General features: G+C 58.0%; 23 protein-coding genes. 10 read left to right on the top strand and 13 right to left on the bottom strand.

Features of this window, described 5'->3' with window-relative positions; all coding sequences use genetic code 11:
* Positions 1–1,215, top strand: a complete 1,215-nt coding sequence (locus FN806_RS12395; RefSeq protein WP_142637563.1) for a winged helix-turn-helix domain-containing protein — start codon at positions 1–3, stop codon at positions 1,213–1,215.
* Here FN806_RS12395 and FN806_RS12390 read toward each other — a convergent pair.
* Both FN806_RS12390 and hpaR read right to left on the bottom strand, forming a co-directional pair.
* Positions 1,208–1,906 carry a fumarylacetoacetate hydrolase family protein gene (locus tag FN806_RS12390; RefSeq protein ID WP_142637611.1) on the bottom strand — a complete coding sequence of 233 codons (699 nt, stop codon included), beginning with the start codon at positions 1,904–1,906 and terminating at the stop codon, positions 1,208–1,210. The genes FN806_RS12395 and FN806_RS12390 overlap by 8 nt on opposite strands.
* A gap of 616 nt (positions 1,907–2,522) precedes the next feature.
* Positions 2,523–2,975, bottom strand: coding sequence for a homoprotocatechuate degradation operon regulator HpaR (gene hpaR, locus FN806_RS12385; protein WP_142637561.1), 453 nt, complete (start codon positions 2,973–2,975; stop codon positions 2,523–2,525).
* 228 nt (positions 2,976–3,203) lie between these two features.
* On the opposite strand from hpaR, the gene FN806_RS12380 reads away from it, so the two are divergent.
* Together FN806_RS12380 and FN806_RS12375 are read left to right on the top strand one after the other, a co-directional pair.
* Complete coding sequence (locus tag FN806_RS12380) at positions 3,204–4,616, top strand: pyridoxal phosphate-dependent decarboxylase family protein (protein WP_142637560.1); 1,413 nt, start codon at positions 3,204–3,206, stop codon at positions 4,614–4,616.
* A 9-nt stretch (positions 4,617–4,625) separates the two neighbouring features.
* The gene (locus FN806_RS12375) at positions 4,626–5,393 is read left to right on the top strand and encodes an aldolase/citrate lyase family protein (protein WP_142637558.1); all 768 of its coding nucleotides are present in this window, start codon (positions 4,626–4,628) and stop codon (positions 5,391–5,393) included.
* Here the strand turns inward: FN806_RS12375 and FN806_RS12370 are convergent.
* A complete protein-coding gene (locus tag FN806_RS12370; protein WP_142637556.1) occupies positions 5,390–6,532 on the bottom strand; it encodes a DUF3095 domain-containing protein in 1,143 nt (380 codons plus the stop codon). The two genes, FN806_RS12375 and FN806_RS12370, sit on opposite strands and share 4 nt — an antisense overlap.
* A gap of 141 nt (positions 6,533–6,673) precedes the next feature.
* Here FN806_RS12370 and FN806_RS12365 point away from each other — a divergent pair, with 141 nt between their 5' ends.
* From FN806_RS12365 to FN806_RS12350, 4 genes are all read left to right on the top strand, one after another.
* Complete coding sequence (locus FN806_RS12365; RefSeq protein WP_142637554.1) at positions 6,674–7,846, top strand: MFS transporter; 1,173 nt, start codon at positions 6,674–6,676, stop codon at positions 7,844–7,846.
* 23 nt (positions 7,847–7,869) lie between these two features.
* Positions 7,870–8,904, top strand: a complete 1,035-nt coding sequence (locus FN806_RS12360; protein ID WP_142637552.1) for a glycosyltransferase family 4 protein — start codon at positions 7,870–7,872, stop codon at positions 8,902–8,904.
* A 111-nt stretch (positions 8,905–9,015) separates the two neighbouring features.
* The gene (locus FN806_RS12355; RefSeq protein WP_142637551.1) at positions 9,016–10,038 is read left to right on the top strand and encodes an aspartate-semialdehyde dehydrogenase; all 1,023 of its coding nucleotides are present in this window, start codon (positions 9,016–9,018) and stop codon (positions 10,036–10,038) included.
* 179 nt (positions 10,039–10,217) lie between these two features.
* Positions 10,218–11,555, top strand: a complete 1,338-nt coding sequence (locus FN806_RS12350) for a metal-dependent hydrolase family protein (protein ID WP_142637549.1) — start codon at positions 10,218–10,220, stop codon at positions 11,553–11,555.
* Positions 11,556–11,647: 92 nt separating this feature from the next.
* On the opposite strand, the gene FN806_RS12345 is transcribed toward FN806_RS12350, so the two are convergent.
* Positions 11,648–12,184: an SRPBCC family protein gene (locus tag FN806_RS12345; RefSeq protein ID WP_142637547.1), complete on the bottom strand. Its 537-nt coding sequence runs from the start codon at positions 12,182–12,184 to the stop codon at positions 11,648–11,650.
* A gap of 104 nt (positions 12,185–12,288) precedes the next feature.
* On the bottom strand, positions 12,289–12,939 hold the full coding sequence (locus FN806_RS12340; RefSeq protein ID WP_142637545.1) for a carbonic anhydrase: 651 nt from the start codon (positions 12,937–12,939) through the stop codon (positions 12,289–12,291).
* Between the two features lie 144 nt (positions 12,940–13,083).
* On the opposite strand from FN806_RS12340, the gene FN806_RS12335 reads away from it, so the two are divergent.
* From FN806_RS12335 to FN806_RS12325, 3 genes are all read left to right on the top strand, one after another.
* On the top strand, positions 13,084–13,473 hold the full coding sequence (locus tag FN806_RS12335; RefSeq protein ID WP_142637609.1) for a hypothetical protein: 390 nt from the start codon (positions 13,084–13,086) through the stop codon (positions 13,471–13,473).
* Between the two features lie 63 nt (positions 13,474–13,536).
* Positions 13,537–14,919 (top strand): leucyl aminopeptidase family protein, encoded by a 1,383-nt coding sequence (locus tag FN806_RS12330; protein ID WP_142637543.1) that lies wholly within the window; start codon positions 13,537–13,539, stop codon positions 14,917–14,919.
* Positions 14,916–15,653, top strand: coding sequence for a C40 family peptidase (locus FN806_RS12325; RefSeq protein ID WP_142637541.1), 738 nt, complete (start codon positions 14,916–14,918; stop codon positions 15,651–15,653). The genes FN806_RS12330 and FN806_RS12325 overlap by 4 nt, the downstream gene beginning before the upstream one ends.
* Here the strand turns inward: FN806_RS12325 and FN806_RS12320 are convergent.
* The 8 genes from FN806_RS12320 to FN806_RS12285 form a co-directional block, all read right to left on the bottom strand.
* Complete coding sequence (locus FN806_RS12320) at positions 15,650–16,000, bottom strand: DUF2794 domain-containing protein (protein WP_142637539.1); 351 nt, start codon at positions 15,998–16,000, stop codon at positions 15,650–15,652. The genes FN806_RS12325 and FN806_RS12320 overlap by 4 nt on opposite strands.
* Positions 16,001–16,071: 71 nt before the next feature.
* Positions 16,072–17,739 carry an ABC transporter permease gene (locus FN806_RS12315; RefSeq protein ID WP_142637537.1) on the bottom strand — a complete coding sequence of 556 codons (1,668 nt, stop codon included), beginning with the start codon at positions 17,737–17,739 and terminating at the stop codon, positions 16,072–16,074.
* Between the two features lie 119 nt (positions 17,740–17,858).
* Positions 17,859–19,079 carry a phenylacetate--CoA ligase family protein gene (locus FN806_RS12310; protein ID WP_142637535.1) on the bottom strand — a complete coding sequence of 407 codons (1,221 nt, stop codon included), beginning with the start codon at positions 19,077–19,079 and terminating at the stop codon, positions 17,859–17,861.
* Positions 19,080–19,098: 19 nt separating this feature from the next.
* On the bottom strand, positions 19,099–19,932 hold the full coding sequence (locus tag FN806_RS12305) for an ABC transporter ATP-binding protein (RefSeq protein ID WP_142637533.1): 834 nt from the start codon (positions 19,930–19,932) through the stop codon (positions 19,099–19,101).
* A gap of 108 nt (positions 19,933–20,040) precedes the next feature.
* Positions 20,041–21,324, bottom strand: a complete 1,284-nt coding sequence (locus tag FN806_RS12300; RefSeq protein WP_142637531.1) for an ABC transporter substrate-binding protein — start codon at positions 21,322–21,324, stop codon at positions 20,041–20,043.
* Between the two features lie 73 nt (positions 21,325–21,397).
* Positions 21,398–22,474 carry a branched-chain amino acid ABC transporter permease gene (locus tag FN806_RS12295; protein WP_142637529.1) on the bottom strand — a complete coding sequence of 359 codons (1,077 nt, stop codon included), beginning with the start codon at positions 22,472–22,474 and terminating at the stop codon, positions 21,398–21,400.
* A 3-nt stretch (positions 22,475–22,477) separates the two neighbouring features.
* Positions 22,478–22,735 carry a hypothetical protein gene (locus FN806_RS12290; protein ID WP_142637527.1) on the bottom strand — a complete coding sequence of 86 codons (258 nt, stop codon included), beginning with the start codon at positions 22,733–22,735 and terminating at the stop codon, positions 22,478–22,480.
* Between the two features lie 2 nt (positions 22,736–22,737).
* Positions 22,738–23,724, bottom strand: coding sequence for a branched-chain amino acid ABC transporter permease (locus FN806_RS12285; protein WP_142637525.1), 987 nt, complete (start codon positions 23,722–23,724; stop codon positions 22,738–22,740).
* Positions 23,725–23,790 lie beyond the last annotated feature (66 nt).

Raw genomic sequence — 23,790 nt, 5'->3', positions numbered from 1 at the left:
ATGGCGATGCAAAGGCTGAACAATCGGGCGGCCCGCGCCCTGTTCATGGACCGGCACGCACTGGCAGAGCAGCCGAGCGGGGCTGCGAAAGGGTCTGACCTGCTCGAACTGATCAGACGTCTGGGATTTGTTCAGCTGGACAGTATCAACACGGTCGCCCGCGCCCATGACATGATCCTGTTTTCGCGCAGGCCCGCCTATCGCGCCAAAAACCTCAAGCATGTGTATGAACGGGATCGCGGGCTGTTCGAACATTGGACCCATGACGCGGCCGTTATCCCGATGGAGTTCTACCCCCATTGGCATCTGCGGTTTCAACGCGACGCCAACCTGCTGAAATCGCGCTGGAAAAACTGGCGGAGGGATGGGTTCGAGCAGCAGTTCGAAACCGTCCTGCAGCATATCCGCGATCATGGGCCGGTTTCCTCATCGGATGTGGGAAAAGACGAAAAGAAAGGCTCGGGCGGCTGGTGGGATTGGCACCCGTCGAAAACCGCGCTGGAGTTCCTGTGGCGCTCGGGCGCGCTGACGGTGATCGGCAGGCAGGGGTTTCAGAAACGCTATGACCTGACCGAACGGGTGATCGAGACGCATCTTTGCCCCGGCAACATGCCGTGTGACGCCGAACATACCGTGGATTGGCTGTGCCATGCGGCACTTGACCGGCTGGGGTTTGCGACCTCGGGCGAATTGGCGGCGTTTTGGGATACGGTCAGCACCGCAGAAGCCCGAAGCTGGTGCAAAACCGCCTTGACCGAGGGCCATGTCGAAGAGATCGAGATCGAATGTGCCAATGGCCAGGCCAGAAAGCTGTTCGCACGTCCAGGTATCGCGGAACAGGCCGCGCAGATCGCCCCTGCGCCGGGTCGGATCAGGGTGCTCAGCCCGTTTGACCCGATGCTGCGGGACCGTGACCGCTCGCAGCGACTGTTTGGGTTTCACTACCGGATCGAGGTTTTTGTTCCTGCCCCTAAACGTACCTATGGCTATTATGTTTTCCCGCTTCTTGAAGGCGACCGGCTGATTGGCCGGATCGACATGAAGGCCCATCGCGATCAATCGGTGCTGCGGGTCAGCGCCCTGTGGCCAGAACGAACAGTACGGTGGTCAGATGCCCGCACGCGCCGCCTACAGGCCGAACTGGACCGGGTTCGTCGCTTTGCCGGGTTGGATGACATAGAATTTGCCGAGAATTGGCAAAAAGACCCTATTTAGGGTCTGATATACTCAATTTGACCGGCTGCAACCCGTCAATCTCACCCTCGAGTGAATCTCCGGGATGAACCGGCCCTACACCGGCCGGCGTTCCGGTCAGGATCAAATCCCCTGGTCGCAGATGATAATAGCCGGACATGTGACTTATGATCTCGTCAATCGACCAGATCAGCTCATCCAAGGTTGCGTCCTGCCGGGTTTCGCCATTAACGCGCAAAATGATGCGTTTTTGCGGGTCGGGTTGCCAATCGCTCACGCGGGTCAGAGGGGCAAATACGGCTGCATTCTCGAAATCTTTTCCAAGATCCCAAGGGCGCTGTTTGTTGCGCTCGCGAATTTGCAGATCACGTCGGGTCATGTCCAGGGCGCAGCCAAAGCCAAACACCGCTTTCTGCACCTGAGAAGTATCAGCCTGAAAAACCGGCTTTCCGATTGCAACAGCCAGCTCCATCTCATGGTGGAAATTTTCGGTCCCCGGAGGATAAGCCGTCGTCACCCCAGACAGGACCGCGTTTGCAGCGGCCTTGGTGAAATAGAAAGGGGCCTCACGGTCGACCTCATGTCCCATTTCAGCCGCATGTGCGGCATAGTTCCTGCCCACACAAAAGATTCGCCCAACCGGGTATGTGTCGTCCTCGCCGGTAACCGGCAAAGCGATCGGATCAGGAATAGAGAACAGGCTACCCATCATCATGCCGCCATAACACAGGTTAGTTAAAGTGGATATTAAAGGGCATAAACCAGAGCAAGTCGCAATCCTTGGAAACCCGCACGCCGGTTTTTGCCGACAATTCGGTGATGATTCGGCACAGGCTTGCCCAAATCGAACCGGTAAGCCTGCGCGTGTTTCAAAATTCGCAGACATGGCTACTTATGGCGCTGGGCTTACTTTCAACATGCGACTGAAAACACTGCGACAGCTCATTCAGATTTTAGCCGTCAAACCTTGGAAAACCGCTGTATCGCGCTAGCTTGTTGCTAATAGAAAGCGTTCAGCACTGAGACGTCACCACTCACAAAGGCGGCGGACCACCAATCCTCCGCCTTCTTGCGAAGACACCCGCGTGGACGGCAGAAATCGCTGAAATCCGGGTGCGAGTATTCAGAGGACCACGGCCAAACACCCATCCCCCTGGGTAAGTTTGCGCCTGAGAAACCCCGATTTTCGGGGTCTGATGTTCTCTGAAACGTTGCCGGATCGTTTGAACACCCCTCGTATCCGGCTGTAGGCCAGGCACATGGTCCACTCGGGCCTGGCCACTCCGCCAGAGAGGTCACAAAGGCCCTCTGGCGGGGCCCACACACTGTTAGTCCCGAGAATCTGATTGTAATTTCAACTGGTGCAGATCGTTGAGAAGATCCAGCAACGCCTCATGCCGCTCTGGTCCCAGCGTGTTGCGGATTTCTTCAGCCAAAAGCAACGTATAGTCGATGTTATCCCGGATAATCCCTGCCCCTTTGACCGTGATCTCAACTATCTGCCTGCGCTTGTCGACCGGATGGCTTTTCCGCACGACAAGGCCCTTGGCCTCAAGCTTTTGCAGAATGCGGGTCAGGCTGGGCAAAAGCAGACAGGCACGGTCAGCAATATGGGTGGGCTCTTGCGGGCCTTCCTCTTCCAGCACCCGCAGAACCCGCCATTGCTGCTCGGTTACGCCCGCCTCTACAAGCATTCTACGGATAGGCCCCATAACCCGTTCCCTCGCGCGCAGCAGCGCAATAGGCAAAGACCGGGACGTCAATGGAATTTCATGAGCCATGTTAAATTCTGGCCGAATTCGGTTCATTCTTCAACTGACCTTTCCGTGTTTGGAACTCCAGGCATTTATCGCTTATTAGAGCCTAAATTATTCCATTTCTCTCTGCGGAAACATGTTCAGAAAAATCTCAGACCACTGGATTCCTGCAAAGGGCGTTGACGTTTCAACCCGGATATTCATCACTGGCACAGGATCGAAAGCGGTGTTCAGAGAAGATTGGAAGATAAAATGAACTGGGATGAATTCTCGGATTGGGGCGCCAAGATTGCTGAGTGGGCACAGGATTACCATCTGACTGTCGGCGACAATCCGGTTCGGGCCAGAACGGAACCCGGTGATATTCTTAACGCCTTACCCGCGCGCCCTCCCGAGCGCTCCCAGGCGATGGAGGAAATCTTTCACGATTTCGAACAGATCGTGATGCCTGGGATTACCCATTGGCAACATCCTCGCTTTTTTGCCTATTTTAATGCAAACGCCTCGGCCCCGTCGGTTCTGGCCGAGTTTCTAACCAGCGCCATCGCTCCGCAATGCATGTTGTGGCAGACATCCCCCGCCGCGACCGAGATGGAGACGCGGATGATGGATTGGTTGCGGCAGGCCCTGGATCTGCCCACGGGCTTTGCAGGTGTCATTCAGGATTCCGCCTCGTCCGCGACCCTGGCCGCTGTGCTGACCATGCGGGAAAAGGCGCTGAATTGGCAGGGCAACCAACAAGGGTTGTTCGGACAGAAACCGCTGCGCGTATATTGCTCGGCCGAGGTCCATACCTCGGTTGATCGTGCCATATGGGTTGCGGGGATCGGGCAGGAAAATCTGGTGCGGGTGCCCATACAAGGCGACTGGCGCGGGATGGACCCACAGGCGCTGGAAACAGCAATCCAAGCCGATTTAGACTCTGGTTATCAACCAACCGGCGTGATCCTCTGCGTCGGCGGCACCGGAACCGGCGCGGCCGATCCAGTAGAGGAATGTCTGAAGATTGCGCAAAAATACGGGCTATATTCGCATGTCGATGCAGCTTGGGCTGGCTCGGCCATGATATGCCCCGAATACCGCCATTACTGGGAGGGAGTCGAGCAAGCCGACAGCATCGTGTTCAACCCGCATAAATGGCTGGGTGTTCAGTTCGATTGCTGCGCCCATTTTCTGAAGGACCCCGATGATCTGGTACGGACACTCGCGATCAGCCCGGAATTCCTGAAGACCCACGGCAAGGACGGGATCATAAATTATTCTGAATGGTCGGTACCGCTGGGCCGCAGGTTCCGAGCCCTGAAACTGTGGTTCGTCATCCGCGCCTATGGTCTGGAAGGGCTACGTGAAAGGTTGCGCAATCATATAACATGGTCAGTGGCTCTGCATGACCGGCTGAAAGCTGAATCCGATTTCGAAATCACCACTAACCCTATGTGGTCATTGTGGACATTCCGCTATGCCCCCCCTGGATCAACCGATCTGGACGATCTGAACCTACGGCTGGTCAATGCGATCAATGATGATGGCCGCATTTACTTGACTCAAACCCGCGTTGATGGCGACTTGGTGATCCGCTTTCAGGCCGGTCAGTTTGAAACCACGCAGGCAGACGTCCAAATGGCATTTGACGTGATCACTGAAATCGCCCGCTCGCTAAACTAGAGGTTCCACATGTCCGCATCCGTCAACACGTTCAAACAAGCCCTGAAAAACGGCGACCATCTGATTGGGTGTTGGTCCAGCTTTGCTGAGGCGGTAACAGCCGAGATCATGGGCACTGCCGGATTCGACTGGCTGGTGATCGACGGTGAGCACGCGCCGAATGATATCCGGTCCATCCGGGATCAGCTGATCGCGCTGGCCGCCAGTCCGACACATCCCGTCGTGCGAATCCCGGTGGGCGACACCGCATTGATCAAGATGGTGCTGGACGCAGGTGCTCAGACAATCCTGGTACCGATTGTGGAAAGTGCTGAACAGGCGCGCGATCTGGTACGTGCCTGCCACTATCCGCCCCAAGGTGTGCGAGGCGTCGGCGCGATGGCCTCACGCGCAACGCAATATGGAACGGTTCAGGACTACATTCAGACCGCAGACGATCAGATATGTCTGCTGTTACAGGTGGAAAACCGCGCCGGTATCGCCGCATTGGATGCCATTGCACAGGTAGAAGGCGTGGATGGCGTGTTTATCGGTCCGTCTGACCTGTCCACTGACATGGGTTTTCAGGGAAACAGCGCCGCGCCCGAGGTCCAGGCGGTGATCGCCGACGCGATGAAGCGCATCGTTGCAGCAGGCAAAGCCCCGGGCATTCTTGGTGTCACGGATGAGGCATCGCAGGCCTATAAGGACATGGGCGCCCAGTTCCAGGCGGTGGGGATCGACGTGATGCTGCTGACACAGGCGGCGCGTGCCCTGGCCGCAAGGTGGAAGGCCTAAGCCCGCATCGCCGAGGCCGCCTGAGCATACCCGCCCGAGGCACCATCGACGAAATGTACGTGATCGTCACGGGTGGCCGAGGGGACAAAGCAGGTCATCATCGCCTCGTCCTGTGCATGCAAGCCATAGTGGATGCTGCCCTGTTTCCGAGCCTGTTCAAGAACGGTCTGAATTTGCTTCAAGGTTGCCGGGTCACAATCCAGCGTCATTTTAAGACCGTCATCGAATTTGCGGAAATCCGCATTGCGACTGACCGTGCGCTTGTAGTGACCAGGCTCGAAATTACCCAATCGCTTGCCGGATTTGAACAGCAGTGCGATCATCAAATTCTGCGCCAACAGCTTGATTTTCTGTACCAACAGATTGCGACCCGCACGGGAAACATGGGCGTCCAGCGCCAAACCAGGCGGAGGCCAGCGGATCGGAGGGCCGCTTTCCGGCATCGGGTGGCCGGACCGGTCCAATCCTTCAGCGGCCACTAGAACAGCCCGTGATAGGTCGGCGAAATCGGTCTCGGTTGCGCGGGCAGTTGGCTGCACCACCACCGAGACAATCTGACCATTCTGCGCCTTGCTGTTGGACCAACGGCAAGACAGCCCGGTCAAATCCGGCAGCGCACCAGGGGCTGCGTACGGAACCTCAAACCGGCCTGCTTTCATCTCGGCCTCGGCCCAGGCCAGACCACCGCCCGAGAACATCGCATAATCCACCCCCTCGGATGGCGCATAACGCGCAACCCGAAGATCCTTGCCCGCCTGCCGGATTTCGGCGACGGGCACGACGGCCCCACGCAACGCGATCGAGAACTCTTCTTCTGCCCAGCGTCGCAAATCGGCCAGAACGCTACGTGCTGCCTCTGCCGCGCTTGCCGGTACGGCGAACCCGGCACCATCACCCCCAAAGACATAGGGAAATTCTTGCCCGCGCAGCGCATTGATCATGGCCGAGATCACCGCGGCCCCCACCATGTTCACCGCCTTATATCGGCCCCGCCCAATCTGACCGGTGGAATCCACCACATCCGCAACACCAAGAACCCATTCCGTCGGCACCGCGGTAAAGCGTTCAGGATCGGTCAGATTGTTAAAGTCCCGCAACAGCGGAAGGCTGTCATAAAATGCGGCCTGTGCGTCTTTCATTGGTTCCTCGACAATATGAATAGACCTTCAGATAGCCCAAATTTGTTCGATGTCCGCTGAAAACATCATAGCACACGCGCTTGTACATATCACGGGGACATGCCAAGCATTTGCTGGCGGGTTGGGCGAAAGAGGCGTCTCATGAAAACCGGACTGGTGGTTCTGTGTCTGGGCTATGTGCTCAGCCAATTTTTTCGTGCCTTTCTTGCCGTGCTCAGCGTCGATCTGGGGCGTGACATCGGGGCAAGGCCCGAAGATCTGGCCTTTGCTTCGGGGCTTTGGTTTCTGGTCTTTGCCGCCATGCAACTGCCAGTGGGTTGGGCGCTGGACCGGATCGGGCCGCGTTTGACGGCTGCGGTTTTGTTGCTGGCAGGCGGCGCCGGCGGCGCTGCGTTGTTTGCAGTGGCCAGCACCCCGTTTCATATCGCAATCGCGATGGGGCTGATCGGAGTCGGGTGCTCGCCCGTTCTGATGGCTTCCTATTACATCTTTGCCCGCGAATACCCGCCCGCCCGCTTTGCCACGCTAGCAGCCATCATGCTGGGCGTTGGGTCGGTCGGCAATCTTGTGGCCTCCTACCCCACAGCACTTGCGGTCGAACTGATGGGCTGGCGCGCCACAATGGCTACACTGGCCGTCGTTTCGGCCATTATCGCAGCGGGCATCTGGATCAGCGTACACGACCCGAAACCGGTTGAGACCGAGCATCGCGGATCAGTGCTGGACCTGCTGAAAGAACCTGCCCTGTGGGCCATCCTGCCGCTGATGCTGGTGGCCTACGCCCCGGCGGCTGCGACACGAGGCCTGTGGGCGGGTCCATATCTGAACGACGTTTTAGCCCTCAGCACCACGCAGATCGGAACCGCGACGCTGGTCATGGGGGCGGCTATGATTGCCGGCACCTTTGCCTATGGGCCACTGGACCGGCTTTTGGGCACACGGAAATGGGTGATCTTTGGCGGCAATGCCTTGGGCGCGGCGGCGCTGGGGCTGTTGTGCCTGTGGATCGACATGGCAGTCTGGGTGTCAGTAAGTCTGATGGCGGTGATCGGTTTCATGGGCGCCAGCTTTCCGGTCATCATGGCCCATGGCCGCGCCTTCGTGCCGCCGCATCTGGTCGGGCGTGGCATGACCCTGTTGAATCTGTTCGGCATCGGCGGAGTGGGACTGGCGCAATTTGTCACCGGCCGCGTCCATGCCGCGACAGTGGACATCAGTCCAACCGCGCCCTACACAGCGATATTCGGCTTTTTTGCAGTCACGCTTGCCATTGGATGCGTGATTTACCTATTCAGCCGCGACAGCGTTGACTGACGCTGGAACCATCGGGAGAGCCCATGTCCGACCCTGTTGTCATCGCACCCAACCTCAAACGCAGGCTGTCCGGCGTGACCGCGACGATTGCGCGGCTGGTGCCTTTGCAGGTGCAATGGATCGACATCGCCGCCACCGGACCGGGCCTTCCAGCCGACCTGCCCCATATCCCGCTGGGCCGCCTGCCCTTTCTGTCGCGCAAGACCACGCGCGTCTGGCATGCGCGCCGCAATACCGAGATGCTGTTGGGCCTGTTCCTGCGCAATGTCTTTCGTCTGCGCCTGAAACTGCTATTCACCAGCGCCTCGCAGCGGTCGCATACGGGCTATACCAAATGGCTGATCGACCAGATGGACGCGGTGGTTGCCACCTCGCGCAAAACCGCCGGATATCTTGAGCGGGACGCGCAGGTCATCATGCATGGCATCAACCTGCAGAATTTCACCCCGCCCGCGGACAAAGCCGCCCTGCGGGGCAAACTTGGCCTGCCCAGTGGTCTGCTGCTTGGGTGCTATGGCCGTATCCGGCACCAGAAAGGCACCGATGCTTTCGTCGATGCGATGATCGACCTTTGTGGCCGTTTCGAAGACGTCCATGGCATCGTCATGGGCCGCGCGACCGAAAAACACACCGGCTTTCTGGCCGAGTTGAAAGACAAGGTCGCCAAGGCGGGCCTGTCTGACCGCATCCTATTCAAACCCGAGGTCACTGTGGATCAGATCGCCGAGTGGTACCAGGTGCTGGACTTGTTCATCGCGCCGCAACGCTGGGAAGGCTTTGGTCTGACCCCGCTCGAGGCGATGGCCTGCGGCGTGCCTGTGGTGGCAACCGATGTCGGTGCCTTTGCAGAGATCGTGACCGACCCCTCACTGGGCCAAGTGGTCGAACCGGGGAACATTCCCGCCCTGGCTGATGCCGCCGCTGAAATGCTGTCGAACTCCGAGTCGCTGGCGCTATCCGGCAGCGCCGCCCGCGTCCATGTGGAACAGAATTTCGACATCTACGGCGAGGCAAAGACCTTGGTAGCGCTCTATGAACGGCTTCTAACCGACGCCTGAGGCGATGCACCGCGTCAAATCGGTGTCATTGGGGGAAATATCCCGTGAAACCTCTTTTTTCTTTGCTGCAACGCGGCTATGAACGCGCGTCCTTAACTTTGGAGACATGAAATGGGCTATCGCGTCGTAGTCGTCGGCGCCACAGGTAATGTGGGCCGCGAAATGCTGAACATTCTGGCAGAACGCCAGTTCCCCATCGATGAACTTGCCGTGCTGGCAAGCCGTCGGTCGCTGGGAACCGAAGTAAGCTTTGGCGACAAGACACTCACGACCAAAGACCTGGACACGTTTGATTTCACCGGCTGGGACATGGCGCTGTTTGCCGTGGGATCCGAGGCGACCAAGGTCTACGCCCCCAAGGCGGCGGCGGCTGGCTGCGTGGTGATCGACAACTCGTCCCTGTATCGCTATGACCCTGCAATTCCGCTGATCGTGCCGGAATGTAACCCCGAGGCGATCCACGACTATAAGAACAAGAACATCATCGCCAACCCCAACTGCTCGACCGCGCAGATGGTTGTCGCGCTGAAACCGCTGCATGATCGCGCCAAGATCAAGCGCGTCGTCGTGTCGACCTATCAGTCGGTTTCCGGCGCGGGCAAAGAAGGGATGGATGAGCTGTGGGATCAGACCAAAGCCATCTACAACCCCACCACCGAAGTTCCGCCGAACAAGTTCCAGAAGCAGATCGCCTTCAACGTCATTCCGCAGATCGACGTCTTCATGGAAGACGGCTCAACTAAAGAAGAGTGGAAGATGGTTGTCGAAACCAAGAAGATCGTCGATCCCTCGATCAAGGTTACAGCCACTTGCGTCCGCGTTCCGGTCTTTGTCGGCCATTCAGAGGCCGTGAATATCGAGTTCGAGGAATTCTTGGACGAAGACGAAGCCCGTGACATCCTGCGCGAAGCACCAGGTATCATGGTGATCGATAAGCGCGAACCGGGCGGCTACGTCTCGCCGATCGAATGCGCAGGTGATTTCGCCACCTTCATCAGCCGCATCCGTCAGGATTCAACCATCGAGAACGGCCTGAACCTGTGGTGCGTCAGTGACAACCTGCGCAAGGGCGCAGCGCTGAACGCGGTACAAATCGCCGAATTGCTGGGCCGTGAGGTCCTGAAGAAGGGGTGAGCGATACGCACAACCCTTAGCATTGATTAAGTAAACCCCGCTGCATGGTCAGCGGGGTTTTTTTTATTGAACGTCGGCTAGGCGGACAAAGCCGACCTTGGAGAAAAGCGAGGTAATGCTTGAAAAATCTTGCTTCCGCTGAGATGGTTTATCCGACAGAATTTTCTGAGGAATTTCGAATGCATTTTCCCAAACTTGCCGCAGTTTCGTCGATTGCTCTTGCAATAACCAGTTCGCAAGCGCTCTCCCAGGATGGGGGACCGATACTGTTCACAAACGTCAACGTGTTTGATGGTGTGAATGAGGAAATGATTGCAAATGCCAATGTCGTTGTAACCGACAATCTGATCACAGATGTGTCCTCAGAACCCCTCGCCGTCGCCAATGGTATCGTCATCGACGGCGGTGGACGCACGTTGATGCCTGGCCTGATCGACGTACACTGGCACACGCTTTACTGCTGCAATCCGCAGAGCGTGGTTGTGACCGGCGATATTCTTGAGGTCGCGGTGCGGGGTGCCATCGGGTCCGAAGGCACATTAATGCGCGGCTTCACTACGGTGCGCGACGTTGGCGGCAATTCATTTGCCATAAAACGGATGATTGACGCAGGCGAGATCGAAGGCCCTCGTATCCTGCCGTCCGGCCCGCCCGTGACACAAACCGGCGGCCACTTTGACTATCGCCCCTACCAAGCGGTTCCGACGAACGGCGCGGATTCGCAATGGTACTGGTACAGCGTTGGTTTGATGGCGCAGGCTGATGGTGTTCCGGAAGTGGTCAAACGCGCGCGTGAGATCATGCGCATGGGCGCGACCCAGCTTAAGATTTCCACCGGCGGCGGGGTGTCATCTACCTATGACCCTCTGGATGTACGCCAATACACCAAGGCCGAAATCGAGGCATTCGTAGAGGTGGCTGACACCTACAACACCTATGTTGCATCTCATGTCTTCACGGACGAGGCAGTGGAGATAGCCGTTGCCGCTGGCGTTAAGTCCATCGAGCATGGCTTCTTGATGAGCCGCGAAACGATGGAACTGATGCGCGACAACGACGTGTGGTTGTCAGTGCAGCCTCTTCTGGATGACGAGGATGGCTTTTCTTTCGACGACCCTGTTAGCCAGCAGAAATGGATCGACGTCACCAACGGTACAGATTTCACCTACAAAACGGCGAAAGAAGTTGGCGTGAAAGTCGCTTTCGGCACCGACATCCTGTTCGATCCCAAACTGGCCGAACGTCAAGGCGCGTTCCTTGCCAAGTTGCAGCGCTGGTACACGCCATACGAGGTGCTGAAAATGGCGACTTCAACCAATGCTGAACTGCTCAAACTCTCAGGCCCGCGCCACCCCTATCAACAAGGCGATTTGGGTGTAATCGCAAAGGGCGCTTATGCCGACTTAATCCTTGTGGACGGCAATCCGCTGCAAGATATCGACCTGATCGCAGACCCGCATGAGAATTTCGATCTGATCATGAAAGACGGCAAAGTCTACAAGAACACGCTGGACTGAGTTCCAGATGAAGTCCTTTGCTCAAAGCCAATTTTGTAACGACTGCTTTGGGCTCAAAGCCGCCATCCGAATACACCTCGGGGTCCTCTAAATCACCCCTGCCCCTCGACCAGCGTTTTCAGATTATCCAACCCGCGCTGGTAATCTCCGCCAACCCATTTATCCATCATCAGCCCCATCCAGCGGGACATGGGATTCATACCCAATTCGGATTCAAACCCCCAGGTCACTTTGGTGCCGCTGCCCTCCGGCTGCAGTTCAAACATGGCAATGGCAGTGCCCATTGGACCAAAATCCAAGGCGGTTCTGACCATCTGGTTTTCAACGCTTTCGGTGATCTCTTGCGAACCGGTGCCGACCTGCCGGTGATCCGACGACCAGTTCAGCACATTCCCGACCCCAGAATCAGGCCCGCCATAGGTCAGCTTCGTCTCGGGATCACGAGATAACCATGGCGACCATTTCTCGGTCTCCTGCATGGAGTTGACATAAGGAAAGATGACCTCGGGCGGCGCATCAATCGTGATGCTACGCGAAACCTCTGCCTTGCCTGGCAATATAAAGGACACCCCTACCAGAACCAGAATCAAGACTAGTAAGGTGACAAGAACACGTTTGATCAATCGCATGAAATGCTCCGAATCCCTAAAATGACATCCCAAACATATCAAAAAAACAGCGCGGAATCAGTTGTCTGATCCGCGCTGCCTGAAATTGTCGAAAATCCGCCGGGTCAGACGACCACGAATTTCTTTTCGCCGGGATCATAACACTGAAGGCCACCTTCACCGATATCTGTCCACAAACCGTGCAGGCTGAGCGAGCCGCTCTCTACCGCCGCGGAGATGAAGGGGAAGGTCATCAGGTTTTCGAGCGAAGCAACAACCGCCTGCCGTTCAAACTGGCGCGCTTGGTCGGTGCTGTCTTCGATATCGGCAACCAGATCATATTTTGGTTTGAGGATATCCATCCAGCGACCAACAAAGCTTTCTTTGGCTTCCAGCAGTGGTGCCTGGCCCTTGCACATGTCGATACAGCCCTGCACACCACCGCATTGGGAATGGCCCAGCACGATCAGATGCGCCACTTTCAGCGCAGTCACCGCGTATTCGATGGCAGCACTGGTACCGTGATGATCACCGTCGGGCGCATAAGGCGGAACCAGGTTTGCAATATTGCGGTGAATAAAGAACTCACCTTGATCCGCCCCAAAAATCGAGGTGACATGAACCCGGCTGTCGCAACAGGAAATCACCATGGCCCGCGGACGCTGCCCTTCGGTGGCCAGACGGCGATACCAGACCTGGTTTTCCGAATATGTGGTGGCTTTCCAGCCATGATACCGATTGACCAGATAGTTTGGCAAAGGTTTGGCGAATTCCATTCTTGTGTCCCTGTTCGTGTCTCGGTGGACTGCTGTAACCTGAATTCGAAGAAAATTCGAGCCATTATCCTGCCCCATGGCAAGGTTTTGCAAAGGAATTGCGCACCACATTCGGGCTATGCCGTGGGGGCGTATGGAATTGGGGTGAATGTGGTGGATAAGATCGTCACGCTTGAACACAAAGAAACAGTGCGGCTGGATTCGGATCGTCTGAATGGGCTGTATCGACAACTGGGTGAGAAAAACGCGTTGGACGTGCTGTGTCGCACGGTCGAGGAATTGGCGGTGCGCCTGTCGAATTGCGAGCGGTTCTGGAGACAGCGTGACTGGGCCGGGCTGCGCAAATGTGCGCGATCCATTGTGGCCATTGCCGAACAGATCGGAATGATGGCGCTGGCCCGTGTGGCGAATGATGTGGCGCAGAATGTGGATGCGGGCGACTCGGTCGCCGCCGGGGCCACGCTGTCGCGGTTGATCAGAGTGGGTGAGAAATCGCTGACCGTGATCTGGGATCAGCAAGATCTTTCGGTCTGACAGGGCTTGCGGACGGTCCATGGACGGCTAGGTTGGGCATAAGCCACAACAGTCGAGATTTCCATGACCCTGTCTTTCGCTCCATCGTCGGACGCATCTGTCCCCCTTCAAGTCATTGCCCAGCCGGATCTGGACGACTGGCTGGCGGGCCAGCCCGAAGCCGTGACGACCTGGGCCAAGATCAGTGGATTTACTGGTGCACTGGGTCAGGTCTTACTGATTCCCGGCGCTGACGGTGCGGTACAGTCTGCTTTGGCGGGGTATGGCACAGCCACAGGTCGGGCCCGCAAGCGGTTTCCGCTGGCCGCCGCCGCCGAAGCCCTGCCCGAAGGCACATATCACATCGCATCGGGCATAGACCAAGCGGATCTCGAAACCGAATGCCTGGGGTGGTTGCTGACCGGCTATGCCTTTGACCGCTATGCCAGCCAATCCCCGGCCAAGGCCCGATTGGTTGCCCCCGACGGCATCGACGCCGCCCGGCTAGAGGTTCTGGCCGGGGCCGAGGCCTTGACCCGCGATCTGGTCAATACACCGGCCTCTGATATGGGGCCGGAACAGCTTCATAGCGCAGCCGAAGCCCTGGCGCAGGAATTCGGCGCCTCTTTCGAGGTTGTTCTGGGCGATGCCCTGCTAGAGCAGAACTTCCCCATGATCCACACGGTTGGCCGCGCCGCCGCACAAGCGCCCCGTCTGATTGAGATGAACTGGGGCGTGACAGGCCCAAAGCTGACCCTTGTCGGCAAGGGCGTCTGCTTTGACACTGGAGGGCTAAACCTGAAACCCGGCGCCTCGATGGGGCTGATGAAGAAAGATATGGGCGGGGCCGCAAATGTATTGGGGCTGGCCCGGATGATAATGGCGCTGGAGCTGCCCGTGCAACTGCGGGTGCTGATCCCGGCGGTTGAGAATTCGGTTGCGGGCAACGCCTTCCGGCCCGGCGACATCCTGACCTCGCGCAAGGGGCTGACGGTTGAGATTAACAATACCGATGCCGAAGGGCGCTTGGTTTTGGCCGACGCATTGGCGCTGGCGGATGAGGGCGAGCCGGATTTGGTGATCTCGATGGCGACACTGACCGGGGCGGCACGTGTGGCGGTGGGCGCCGATCTTGCACCATTCTATACCGACAACGATGCCGCGGCTGATGCCTTGAACCGCGCCGCAGGCAGAGCAGCCGATCCTGTCTGGCGCATGCCATTCCATAACCCCTATGAGGGTCTGATTGAACCCGGCATTGCCGATCTGGATAACGCTCCGGCAGGTGGTTTCGCCGGTTCGATTACCGCCGCGCTGTTCCTGCGCAGATTTGTCGGTGACAGCCCCTATATGCATTTCGACATCTTCTCGTGGCAGCGCAGCAAGGAACCCGGACGCAGCAAGGGCGGGTTCGGCCAAGGCCCCCGCGCCCTTCTGACGGCCCTGCCCGAGATTTTGGGCCTATGACCCGGCAGCGCATCATACAGCCGGTCGTTGACCTGATGCGTGACCCCGACGGGCCCCGCGATCGCCAGCTTTTGTATGGGGATGGTGTTTGCACGCATGAAGAGAACAACGGCTGGAGCCGGATCACCTCGGACAAGGACGGCTATGCGGGCTGGGTCCGGTCAGACTGTCTGGCCCCAGATGTGCCTGCCACCCACTGGATCACGGCACCATCAACACATGCATATGAGCAACCGAACATGAAATCCCGGGACCGAACCTCGTTAAGCTTTGGCAGCAAGGTTCAGACAATGTCCGAACAGAATGGATTTATTGAGACGGAGCTAGGCTTTATCCCGGCCATACACGCCAAACAGATCAACGTCACCCTGACCGATCCGGTCGCCGTGGCCGAACTGTTTCTGGGAACGCCCTATCTTTGGGGCGGCAACAGCCGGTTCGGGCTTGATTGTTCAGGTCTGGTTCAGGCCGGAATGCTGGCTTGTGGGCTTCCCTGCCCCGGTGATAGTGGCGACCAGGAGCGTGATCTGGGTCAGGCGCTGACCCCTGGCACACCCGCTCAGCGCGGTGATCTGCTGTTCTGGAAAGGGCATGTGGCCTGGGTCTACGGCGACAATATGCTGCTGCACGCAAATGCGTTCCACATGGACGTGACCTTTGAGCCGATGGATGCTGCAATCACGCGCATTCTGGACCAGGGCGATGGGCCGGTAACCGCCCATAAAAGGCTTTAATCCAGGTCAACCGACCGTATCAGCTTGCGCTCCAACACCCGCAGCACCGTGCGCAGATCATGGCCGCGCTTTAGGATGCGGCCATCCATACCGACCACCGAATACATGCCTTGCCGGGAGCGCAAACGCGGATCTTTTTCGACCCGATAAATCGGATGCTCTGCCGTGCGGCGGAAGATGGAAAACACCGCCATATCACGCAGGTTCGAGATCCCGTAATCGCGCCATTCTCCGGCGGCGACCATCCGGCCATAGACAGAAAGGATTTGGGACATCTCGTGCCGATCGAACGCGACGGGCATCTGGGTCGAGTTTGCAGAAAACCGGCTGGGAGGCTGCATGTTCATGGTTCAAGCCTTGCCGGAAAACGCGTTCGAATCAAGCCCATCCGCAAATAGGTGTGGTTTTTTGGTCAAGTCTAACGCTGTCGCCCGACTTGCCGACAGATCAGGATCACCGGCAGCAACCCCACTGCCAATATGACCAGCGAGGGCACAGCAGCGCCCTCTAACCGCTCGTCTGATGCCAGCCTATAGGCCTGCACCGCCAGCGTATCGAAATTGAAAGGCCGCATGATCAGGGTCGCAGGAAGCTCTTTCATCACGTCCACAAAGACGATCAACAGCGCTGTCAGCAGAGATGGCGTCAGAATCGGCAAATGCACCCGGCGCAACGTCCCTAGCGGCGTCTGCCCCAAAGACCGCGAGGCCGCATCCATATTGGCATGCACCGTGCTCTGCCCTCCCTCATATGCGCTGAGCGCGGCGGCCAGAAACCGCACCATATAAGCGGCTACCAACAGCCAGATCGAACCGGTAACAAGCAACCCGGTCGACAGGTCGAAATTCTGCCGCATCCATGCATCCAGTGCGTTATCGAAACTGGCAAAAGGCACCATCAGCCCGACGGCGATCACACCGCCTGGAACCGCATAGCCCAGCCGCGCCATGTACCCGGCACCAGAGGACACCCTCCCCGGCCGCAATCGCTGGAAGAACCCAACGCTGATGGCCGCAAAGACCGTAACAAACGCCGCCACACCGGCCAGCGTCAGCGAATTCTGAATGAACCCGAGATAGCGCCGTGACAGAAGGTTCTGTTCGGACTCCATCCCCATCTGAACCAGAATGAACACCGGCAACAGAAATCCGAACAGCACCGGTATGGCACACAGGGCAAAAGCCGCGCCCGCTTGCCAGCCCTTCAGCCGGGCGGATGGTAGCGAGGCGTGGCTTTTGCCTGCCTGATAGTATTTGGCCTTCCCGCGCTGCATCCGTTCTGCCACGGCCATGACCAGCGCAAAGCCCAGAAGGCAGAGCGCCAGCTGCGCCGCACCCACCCGATCACCGATCGAAAACCAACTGGTATAGATACCCGTGGCAAATGTCTGCACCCCGAAATAGGCCACGGTGCCGAAATCGGCGATGGTTTCCATGATGGCAAGCAGCACGCCACCCGCAATCGCGGGACGCGCCATTGGCAGCGACACGTGCCAAAAGGCCAGCCACGGACTTTTGCCCAACGCGCGCGCTGCCAGAAAGGCCGTTGCACTCTGCTGCAGAAAAGCGGCCCGGGCCAACAGGTAGACGTAAGGATACAAGACCAAGATCAACATCACCGCCGCACCCTCGGTCGACCGAATCTCGGGGAACCAATAGTCGCGCGGGCCCCAGCCCGTTACCTGACGCAGGGTGGTCTGGACAATGCCCGGGTGATCAAGAATGAATGTATAGGCATAGGCCAGCACATAGGCCGGAAAGGCCAGCGGCAGCACCAACGCAATTTCCAGAATGCGCACGCCAGGGAACCGCGTCATCGTCACGAGCCAAGCTGCGCCCACGCCGATGGAAAACGTGCCCGTGGCCACCAGCACGACCAGTATCAGCGTCGTCATAGCATAGCCGGGCAGAACAGTTTCCAGGAGATGCGAAACCGTATCCGTGCCGCCCGTCGTAGCGGCCAGAACAACCGCAAACATCGGCAACAGACAGGCTGCCGCCACAAGGCAGGCCACTACGCCGACGAGGCGTGTACCTACAGCGCCGCGGTTGCGCCGTCCGTGCTCAGAGATTTCGATATCGGCCATGATCCCGGCTTTAACTGGCTAAGGCGCAGAGTCCGTCTTTAATCGACCAAAACGCTCGGAAACACCAGTGGGCAGCGAAACAAATCTGCGAAACATGCTGCCGCAGAATTGCACAGCCTTCATTCGTAGACGCGCTGATCCTCGATCACCAAACCATCTTTCGGCAGCGATCCCGGCGCCACGACTTCGATCGCGCCTTTCAGCTTCAGCACCTCGACGACGGATTTCGCATAAGCCAAGTCATTTCCGCCGGCGCTTTCGATCTGAACCGTCATCGTGTCCATCTCACCCTGGCGGGCGGCAATGACGCGCGCCTTGACGATTTCATCATGCTTGTCGACCAGCGCCGCGACCTGTTCAGGGCGCACGAACATACCCTTGATCTTGGTTGTCTGATCCGCGCGTCCCATCCAGCCCTTGATGCGCATGTTGGTACGACCGCAAGGTGACTGACCAGGTTGAACCGCCGACAGATCACCGGTGGCAAACCGGATCAGCGGATAATCGGGGTTCAGTGAGGTCACGACAACCTCACCCACTTCACCCGGCGCGACCGGGTTTCCGGTTCCGGGGGTGACGATCTCGACGATGACATGCTCATCAATGATCATCCCGTCCATCGCGGGGCTTTCATAAGCGATGCTGCCCAGATCGGCGGTGGCATAGCATTGCAGACAGGCGATACCGCGATTGGCGTACTCCTGACGCAAAGACGGGAACAAAGCACCGCCGCCAACAACGGCAGTCACGAAATCCAGTGCCACGCCCATCTCATCGGCCTTGTCCAATATGACCTTGAGGTAATCCGGTGTGCCCGCATAAGCGGTGCAGCCGACATCGCGCGCGGCGGTTACCTGCAGTTCGGTTTGGCCTGTGCCGGCAGGCAGCACCGCAGCCCCCACCGCCCGCGCACCACTTTCAAAGATCATGCCCGCAGGGGTCAGGTGATAGCCAAAGCAATTCTGAACGATGTCTCCGGGCCCGACACCTGCTGCGTGCAGGAACCGCCCCATCCGCCACCAGTCGTGATCGGTGCTGCCGGGCTCATAGATCGGGCCGGGCGACTGGAAAACATGATGGAAATGCCGGGCCGGTTTGACGGTAAACCCACCAAAGGGCGGGCGCGACGCCTGCGCCTTAGCCATATCGGACTTGCGCAGAACTGGCAGCTTAACAAGGTCGTCCAGCGACTTTACAGCTGCTGTATCAACATCCGCCATATGCGCTGCAAACCCCGGAGCCGAGTTCGCGCGCCTGATCTGTACCTGCAACGCCTCAGCCTGTTCAGAGGCGCGCTGGTCGGCCGAGCGGGTTTCTAGCGCATCGTAGAATTTCGTCATCGCCAAATCCTCCATCCGCCTACAGCCACCTCTTGCGGCGGCGGTATGAGCGCACATCGCGGAAGCTTTTACGGCCGTCATCCGACATGCCCAGATAGAATTCCTTAACATCGGGGTTTTCGCGCAGTTCGGCAGCTGGGCCATCCATCACCACGCGGCCGGATTCAAGAATATAGCCGTAATGTGCGAACCTGAGCGCCACATTGGTGTTCTGCTCGGCCAGCAGAAACGAGACGCCCTCTTTTTCGTTCAGATCTTGGACGATGCCGAAAATCTCTTCGACAAGCTGCGGGGCCAGTCCCATGGACGGCTCATCCAGCAGGATCGTCTCGGGCCGCGACATCAGCGCCCGACCCATCGCAACCATCTGTTGCTCTCCGCCCGACGTGTAACCCGCCTGGCTGCGGCGGCGTTCCTTCAGACGTGGGAAATAGGTGTAAACAAGGTCCAGATCCTGTTGGATCGCGGCCTTACCATCTTTGCGGGTATAGGCGCCGGTCAGCAGGTTTTCCTCGACCGTCAAATGTTCGAAACAATGGCGACCCTCCATCACCTGGATGACGCCTTTTTGCACCAGATCGGCAGGCTCACTTTCATGCACGCTGGTCCCGCGATACTTGATTGATCCCTTGGTGACTTCGCCCCGTTCCGAATGCAGCAGGTTCGACACAGCCTTGAGTGTGGTGGTCTTGCCTGCCCCGTTGCCGCCCAGCAGGGCCGTAATGCCCCCTTTGGGCACCGTTAGGCTGACGCCTTTCAGCACAAGGATCACATGATTGTAGATCACCTCGATATTGTTGACCTCAAGCAGGGTTTCCTCCTGCACGTCAGTGGTTTGTGCCGCATCCAGCATCAGCGCGTGTCCTCATGCCTGTCCCGAGAGGGACCGTTGGGATAGAGCGGCGGCTGCCCGCCGCTCTGGTCAGTTTCGCGGCCCCGGATCAAGACCGGGGCCAGCCATTTATTCACACCCGGGTGTGATGTTGTTTTCCGCTGCATAGGCTGCAGAATCTTCTTCGATCAACGTGTTGATCACATCTGCATCGGTCGGCTGGAAGTCCTGAACCGGGTTCCAGGTTCCGGCCGCAGCATCCCACTGCACAACGCCGACAAGGCCGGGTCCGCCGTGATTTTCGCACGAGACCGAGAATTCAGGCCCGAAACCGGTCATGCCCAGCGCTTCCATCTTGGCGTTGGTCATTTCCAGCGCCTCCATACCATCGCGCATCATGGATGCGTCGATATCAGCGGTATTATGGATTCCCTGCGCAGTCTTCACAGCTTCAGCGGCCAGCATGGCGGCATAGAGACCGCGGTTATACTGAACCGAGCCAAGCTGATCGCCCGCACCCGCCGCTTTGCCTGCATCCACCACGTATTTCTGCAGATCTTCATAGACCGGATAGTCCATGCCCAGCCCGGTAAAGGTCAGTGCCTTATAGCCGTTTGCCTTGTCGCCCGCGGGCTGCACGTCAAATTCAGCGCCAGACCACCAGACACCGATGAAGTTTTCCATCGGGAAGCGGATGTTCGCAGCTTCCTGCACCGCGACCTGGTTCATCACGCCCCAGCCCCACATGATTACATAATCAGGCTTTTCGCGGCGAATTTGCAGCCACTGCGATTTCTGTTCCTGACCGGGGTGGTCAACAGGCAGCAGCGTCAGGTCGTACCCGTGCTTTTCAGCCAGAGTCTCCAGCGTGCGGATCGGTTCCTTGCCATAGGCCGAGTTGTGATAGACCAGTGCGATTTTCTTACCGTTCAGGTCACCATCGTTTTCGCTCAGCAGATAGTTGATCGCGCCCGACGCTCCGTTCCAGTAGTTGGCCGGATAGTTGAACACGTGGCTGAATACCTTGCCGTTCGCAGCAGAGGTCCGGCCATAGCCCATCGTGTGCAGCGGAATGCCATCTGCGGTCACTTTTGGGATCAGCTGGTATGTAATGCCGGTCGACAATGGCTGATATACCAAGGCGCCTTCGCCCTTTGTGGATTCATAGCATTCCACGCCTTTTTCGGTGTTATAGCCGGTTTCGCATTCGATCACATTGGCCGAAACACCTCCGATGCCGCCATCACGCTCGTTGAGCAGTGTGAAATAATCGGCATAGCCGTCAGCAAACGGGATACCGCCTGCCGCATATGGTCCCGTCCGATAGCTGAGCGACGGGAACACAAGGTCGGCCATGGCCGGACCTGCGGCCATCATGGCGCCCAGCGCCAGGGTTGCCAGTTTCGTCTTCATCGGGTGTCTCCTCCCTTGATTGGTCCGATGTTGAATTCGGGCTTTGCACCCGTCTTGTCTTTGGGCCTGCCCGTCAGTGCGGAAACGGCCAGAGTCTGAGTTTCTCTTTCGCCACACGCCAAAGCTGCGCCAGCCCATGCGGTTCCAGAATCAAGAACATGATGATGAGTGCGCCGACGATCACCAGATTGAGATGCGCAACGATATCAGTGGGCCAGCCCAGTAGATCGACACCGACCACCTTCAAAACAACCGGCAGCAATACCAAGAAAGCTGCCCCGGCGAAGGAGCCGAAGATAGACCCTAATCCGCCGATAATGACCATGAATAGGACCAGGAACGATTTCTGGATGCCAAAGACTTCGCCAACCTCAACCGCGCCCAGATAGACCGCAAAGAATAGCGCCCCCGCGATACCCACAAAAAATGAGCTGACAGCAAAGGCGGTCAGTTTTGCCTTGAGCGGGTTTACCCCGATGATCTCGGCCGCGATATCCATGTCGCGGATCGCCATCCATGTCCTGCCGGTCGTTCCCCGAGTCAGGTTCCGTGCAATGATGGCGCAGAAGGTCAGGAAGATCAGGCAGAACAGATAGGTTGCCCAGGCCGGAGCATTCGGGCCTGTGATGATGATGCCGAACACATCCCGCTCGGGCGCGTTGATCTGCCCAGATGCCGAGTAGTTGTAGAACCACGGCACACGGTTGAACAGCCACACCAGAAAGAACTGCGCCGCAAGCGTGGCCACGGCCAAATAGAACCCTTTGATCCGAAGCGAAGGCAATCCGAACAGAACACCGACAATGGCGGTGATCCCGCCCGCAAGGATGACATGGATGAACATGCTGACTTCGGGAAAGGCCGTCATCAGCTTGTAGCAGGCATAGGCCCCCACAGCCATGAACCCACCGGTACCCAGCGACACCTGCCCGCAATAGCCAACCAATACATTCAAACCGATGGCGGCGATCGCATAGATCAGAAACGGAAGCAGCAGCGCGTTCGCCCAGTAGTCATTGATGATGAATGGAATGATCCCAAATGCCACTGCCAGCACCACATAGTACCGATACCGGTCAAATTTGATCGGAAAGGTCTGGCTGTCTTCCACGTAAGAGGTTTTGAAATCTCCGGCCTCGCGATAAAACATGTCTTACTTTCCCCATTCTTCCTGCGCCCGGTCGCGGGCAGCAGTGTTCAGTTGGCTGGAGCCTTTGGCATATCCGCTCGCCTCTGAGGCGCGCGCAAGTTTCATGTAGGCCATGACACCCGTGACCAACCCGGCAAAAGCCAGGATCGCGGCGATCGTCAGTTGGCTGTCGGTCAGATCGTCCGAGGTCAGGGCGATATACCCAAACGCCCAGAACCCGGCCCATGCGATCACGTTGAGAATGGCGATGAGCTTGGTCATGACTACACCCTTTCGATGATCTTCTCGCCGAACAGGCCCTGCGGCCGGAACACAAGGAAGATCAGCGCAAGCACGTAGGCAAACCAGTTCTCGGTCGCACCGCCAACCATCGGGCCAATGGCGAACTCGAACAGTTTCTCACCCACACCGATGATCAACCCTCCGACGATGGCTCCGGGGATCGAGGTAAACCCGCCCAGCATCAGCACCGGCAACGCTTTGAGCGCGATCAGCGACAGTGAGAACTGCACGCCAGACTTGGTGCCCCACATGATGCCCGCGACCAGAGCCACGAACCCGGCCACAGACCAGACCATGATCCAGATGAAATTCAGCGAAATCCCCACCGACAGCGCCGCCTGATGGTCATCCGCCACAGCGCGCATCGCCCGGCCCTGCTTGGTATATTGGCTGAACACAACCAGCGCTGCCACCAGCAGCGCCGCAATTACCGTTGCCACAATGTCCAGATTGTCGATGAAGAACCCATAGCCGAAGACGTTAAAGGTCGCCTCATCGAGCCAGAGGTTGATGCCCTGCGGCAGGCCTACATCCAGCGTCTTGATCTCGGACCCCCACATCAGGTCGGCCACGCCCTCAAGGAAATAGGCCAGCCCGATGGTGGCCATGAACAGGATGATCGGCTCTTGGCCAACCAGATGGCGCATCACGAACCGCTGCACCGCCCAAGCCAACAGAACCATCACCGCCATAGTCAGAATAATCGCCAGCAGCGCAGGGACACTCCAGCCAAAGTAATGGATATGCGTCCCGAAAGTCGCATTGATCAGATGTGCAAACGGCACCTGCCCGTTCATGATTCCGACAAGAGTCATCGCGGCAAACAGGGCCATAACCCCTTGCGCATAATTGAAAATCCCTGACGCCTTGTAGATCAGCACAAAGCCCAGCGCGACCAGCGCATAGAGCACCCCGGCCATAAGACCGTTGAGGATGACTTCCATCGCAAATACGAGTTGTTCAGGCATCCTATGTCCTCCGAACAGATTTCATCTGGCGCGTCATCCCGGAAAATTCGTCGAATTTTCTCAGCC

It is taken from the genome of Ruegeria faecimaris (assembly GCF_900182615.1).
Lineage (GTDB): Bacteria > Pseudomonadota > Alphaproteobacteria > Rhodobacterales > Rhodobacteraceae > Ruegeria > Ruegeria faecimaris.
Note: the sequence above shows the minus strand (reverse complement) of the source record. Positions and strands in the feature narration are given on the sequence as shown.